Origin of the sequence: Pseudomonas antarctica, from assembly GCF_900624995.1 — a bacterium.
Classification (GTDB): domain Bacteria; phylum Pseudomonadota; class Gammaproteobacteria; order Pseudomonadales; family Pseudomonadaceae; genus Aquipseudomonas; species Aquipseudomonas antarctica.
The window spans coordinates 1-4,736 of the sequence record NZ_UYXQ01000200.1; the positions used below are offsets into that span (position 1 = coordinate 1).

General features: G+C 63.3%; 2 protein-coding genes. Both read right to left on the minus strand.

Annotated elements, in window-relative coordinates; all coding sequences use genetic code 11:
* On the minus strand, window positions 1–4,086 hold a 4,086-nt coding region (locus E0F99_RS28980; protein ID WP_130909099.1), incomplete at its 3' end, for a non-ribosomal peptide synthetase.
* A 3-nt stretch (window positions 4,087–4,089) separates the two neighbouring features.
* Window positions 4,090–4,736: phosphopantetheine-binding protein (locus tag E0F99_RS28985; protein WP_242626946.1), on the minus strand; the 647-nt coding region annotated here is incomplete at its 5' end.

The following is a 4,736-nucleotide window of genomic DNA, read 5'->3' on the forward strand; positions in this document are numbered from 1 at the left end:
CAAGGTGTGGCACGGCGGCAGCAGCAGCATGAACAGGGGCACGCCTTGGTGCGGGGCCAAGGGATTGAGGTCGTGGGCCAGTGTCGGGGCCAGTTCGATCGCCAAGCGCGCACCACGGTGGCTCTGCACGGCCGGGCGTGGGTGGTCGAAAGGTAACGCCAGCACACTCTGCTCACCGCCCAATACGTCGCGCCAGTACGCCAATTGCCGAGTTTTTTCGCCCGCATCCATCCACTTGCGTTGCCACACGGCATAGTCAGCGTACTGAATCGGCAGCTCTTGCAATTGCACGTCCTGCCCCTGGCTGTAAGCGGCGTACAGCTGCACCAGCTCCTCCACCACCAATTGCATCGACCAACCATCGGAGACGATGTGATGCTGAACCAGCACCAACACATGTTCGTCAGCAGACAATCGCAGCAGCGTCACGCGCAGCAAAGGGCCTTGTTGCAGGTCGAACGGCTGGGCGATCTCGGCTTCCACGTGCGCCTTGAGCTGGGCTTCCACGACATCGGCACGCGCCATCTGCACCGATGCCAGCGGGTCAATCACCTGTACCGCGCCATCGTGTGTCTGGCGCACATGGGTGCGCAGGCTTTCATGGCGGGCCAGCAGCGTGTCGAAACTGCGCTGCAACGCGGCCGTGTCCAGTTGCCCTTTCAAACGCAGGGCGCTGGGTATGTGATACGCCGCGCTTTGCGGCTCCAGCTGCCAGAGAAACCACTGGCGCTCTTGGGCATACGACAATGGCAACGGCTGCTCACGCCCCACTGGCACCAGCGCCGGTGCCTTCGGCGCGGTTGGCGAATGGGCTTCAATGGCGGCGACAAACCCGTCCAGGCGCGGCTGCTCGAACAGGGTTTTGAGCGGCACTTCCAGGCTCAAGACCTGGCGAATGCGCGAGACCACCTGCATCGCCAACAGCGAATGCCCACCCAGTTCGAAGAAGTGCTGCGTCAGGCCCACGCGCTCAGTGCCGAGGATGTCGGCCCAGATTGCGGCAACCTGCTGTTGCAGGGCGGTGAGGGGCGCTTGCCAATCCGCTTGCACCGCCGTGGCATCCGGTTTGGGCAGGGCCTGGCGGTCCAGCTTGCCATTGGGGTTCAACGGCATGCGAGCAAGGAAGATCAGGTGCGCCGGCACCATGTAATCCGGCAACTGCTCGCGCAGGCTGGCCTTGAGTTGCTCACCGGCCGCCAACTGTTCTTGCTCGGATAACGGTTGCGCCGCCACCACATAGGCCAGCAACTGATTATCAGCGGCCAGCAGCAGGGTTTCGCGCACGCCTGCCTGGGCCAGCAGCAACGCCTCGATCTCACCCAGCTCGATGCGAAAACCACGGATTTTTACCTGATGGTCGACCCGCCCGACGTACTCGATCACTCCATCAGCGCGACAGCGTGCCAGGTCACCGGTGCGGTACAGGCGCGCGCCCGAGCCGCCGAAGGGGGCGGCGACAAAGCGTTCGGCGGTCAGCGCTGGTTGTTGCAAATAGGCACGCGCCAGGCCGCTTTCACTGGCGATGTACAGCTCGCCCACCGCACCGACCGGCAGCAGATTCAAATCGCGGTCCAGCACATACAGCCCACGCCCGGCCAGCGCACGGCCGATCGGGCTGGCGCTGGCGCCGATGACGGTGGCGTCGTCGCTGCAGTCCAATACGCTGGACACCACGGTCGCTTCAGTAGGCCCGTAGGTATTGAGCAGGCGTACACGCCCCAGCCCGGCGCGGCGCCACAGCGCCGGGCCGTCCAGCGGCATGGCTTCGCCGCCGATGTGGACCTGGCGCAGTGCGCCGTAAGCGCGGGTGCCAGCCGCCAGGCAATCCTGCAAGAAGAGTTTCCAGTAGGCCGTGGGCAAATCGGCCAGGGTGATGCCTTGGACGATAATCTGCCGGTACAGCTCGGCACCGTCCCACAGTTGCGGGCCGCGCAGTACCACGGTGGCACCGAGGGTCAGCGCCGGGTACAACTGCTCGACGAAACCGTCGAAGTTCAAGGTCGCGAACTGCAACACCCGGTCATCCGCAGTCAGGCACGAGTAGTCGGCGGCAATGCGCGCGAACTCACTCAAGGCGCCATGGTTGATGGCCACGCCCTTGGGCTTGCCGGTAGAGCCTGAGGTGTAAATGACATAAGCCAGGCTGCGCGGTTCGAAGGCGAGCCGCGGATTGTGCTCGGCGCACTGCGCCAATTGAGCATCGGCTAAATCGATGTCCAGGGCCGACACGTGCTCAGGCAACGGCAGGCGTTCACGCAGGGAAGACTGAGTCAGCACCAGCCGCACGCAACTGTCTTCGAGCATGTGCACAAGGCGCTCACGCGGGTATTCAGGGTCGAGGGGTACGTAGGCGCCGCCCGCCTTGAGCACCGCCAGCAGGCTCACCACCATGGCAAACGAGCGCTCCACGGCGATACCGACCAGCACTTCCGGGCCTACGCCCTCGGCGATCAGGTAGTGGGCCAGCCGGTTGGCCTGGCGATTCAGCTCGCCATAGTTGATGGCCTGCTCATCCAGCGCCAAGGCCTGGCGTTGCGGGTGCTGCTCGGCCTGAACTTCGAACAGCTGATGCACCGCGTGCACTTCGATGCCGGTGGCCGGGGCGTTCCATTGCTGGCGTATCACATCGTGTTCGGCGGCGCTGAGCATCGCGATGTCGCTGAGACGGCTGTGCGGTGCGCTCACCACCGCGTGCAGCAGGTTCTGCCAGTGCTGCGCCAAACGCTCAATCGTTGCGGCGTCGAACAAGTCGGTGGCGTAGGTCAGCGCCGCCCAGATGCCTTCTGCGGATTCATGGGTGTCCAGGCTCAGGTCAAAGTGTGTGGTCTGGCTGTCCCAGTCCAGCTCCGAGACGCGCAAGCCCTGTAATTGCTGGCCCTCGCGCCCGCCCTGGGCGTCGGTCTGGTGGTTGAACATCACCTGGAATAACGGGTTGTGGCTCAAGCTGCGCTCGGGCTGCAACGCCACCACCAACTGTTCAAACGGCAAGTCCTGATGGGCCTGGGCTTCCAGGGAGCGACGCTTGGTCTGTTGCAGCAGCTCGACGAAGGTCATCTGCCCGTCAAGGTCAGCCTTGAGCACTTGGGTGTTGACGAAGAAGCCGATCAACCGCTCGGTTTCGACACGGTTACGGTTGGCAATCGGCACACCGACACGGATGTCCGACTGCCCGCTGTAGCGGTAGAGCAAGGTCTGGAACGAAGCCAGAAGCAACATGAACGGGGTGGCGCCCTCTTGCTGCGCCAGGCGCTTGATGCCGCTGACCAGTGCTGGTGGCAGGTGCACCTGCACGCTGTTGCCGCGATGGCTTTGTTGGGCCGGTCGCGGGTGGTCGAGGGGCAACTCCAGCACAGGTTGCTCGCCGCCCAGCAGGGCCTGCCAGTAAGCCAACTGACGAGCCTTCTCCCCCGCTTCCATCCAGCCGCGCTGCCACAGGGCATAGTCAGCGTACTGGATCGGCAAGTCCGGTAACTCCAGGGCTCGGCCCTGGCTACAGGCGGCATAGAGCTGCACGAGTTCCTCGACCATTACCTGCATCGACCAGCCATCGGAAATGATGTGGTGCTGCACCATCACCAGCACATGTTCATCGTCACCCAGTTGCAGTAGCGTCACGCGCAACAGCGGTGCCTGGAGCAGATCGAAAGGCCGCGCGACCTCCGCTTCCACCTGCGCCATCAGTTGCTGTTCGCCCGTACGCCTGAGCACGATTTCAACGCGGGCCTCAGGCATCACCGCCTGCGACAGCTGCTCACCGTCTTGCACCAAGCGCGTACGCAGGCTTTCGTGACGCGCCAGCAAACAGTCAAAACTGTGTTGCAACGCTGCCAGGTCCAGCTGGCCTTGCAGGCGCAGTGCGCCCGGAATGTGGTAGGTGGCGCTATCAGGGTCCAACTGCCAGAGAAACCACTGGCGTTCCTGGGCGTAAGACAAGGGCACTGCATCCACAGCATGTCGGGTCGGCGCAATCGGCAATTGCGCGAAGCTCATGCCGCGCGCTTGCAGGCGCTGATAAAACTGCTGACGTTGTTCAAGCGGCAGGCGAAGGAAGCGCGAGACCAGATCGATATTAGGGTTGGAAAGCATGGTTCAAATCGCCTCTAGTTCGCTCAAAAAGTCACGAAGATCATCAAAGTCTTCCGCGCTGCCGGCGCGCAAGGTGGCTGCGGCCTGCACATAGGCGCGCAGCGTTTCGGTCTGGAACACTTCGACCAAGGGCACGTCCAGGCCCAACTCGACCTGAACCCGCGAAGTAATCTGGATCGCCAGCAAGGAATGGCCGCCGACTTCGAAGAAGTTGTCGTCCAGCCCCACTTGCGGCAGGCGCAACACGTCGGCCCAGATCGCCGCCACTTGCTGTTCCAGTTCAGTTTCGGGGGCCACATAGCGTTGCTGCATCAAGCTCGCATCCGGTGCGGGCAAGCCCTTGCGGTCGAGCTTGCCATTGGGGGTCAGCGGCATCTGCGCCAGGCACATGAAGTGCGTAGGCACCATGTAATCCGGCAGGCGGGTCTTGAGGCCTCGGCGCAAAGCGTCGCGGAACTCGGCCTGGTTGATCAGCGCGGGATCGGCCGGCACGACATACGCCACCAGTTGCTTGCCGGTCGGCCCTTCCTGGGCCACCACCACGGTTTCACCGACGCTGTCCTGTTCACGCAAGCGGGCTTCGATTTCACCCAGCTCGATACGAAAACCACGGATTTTCACTTGGTGGTCAACCCGGCCCAGGTAGTCCA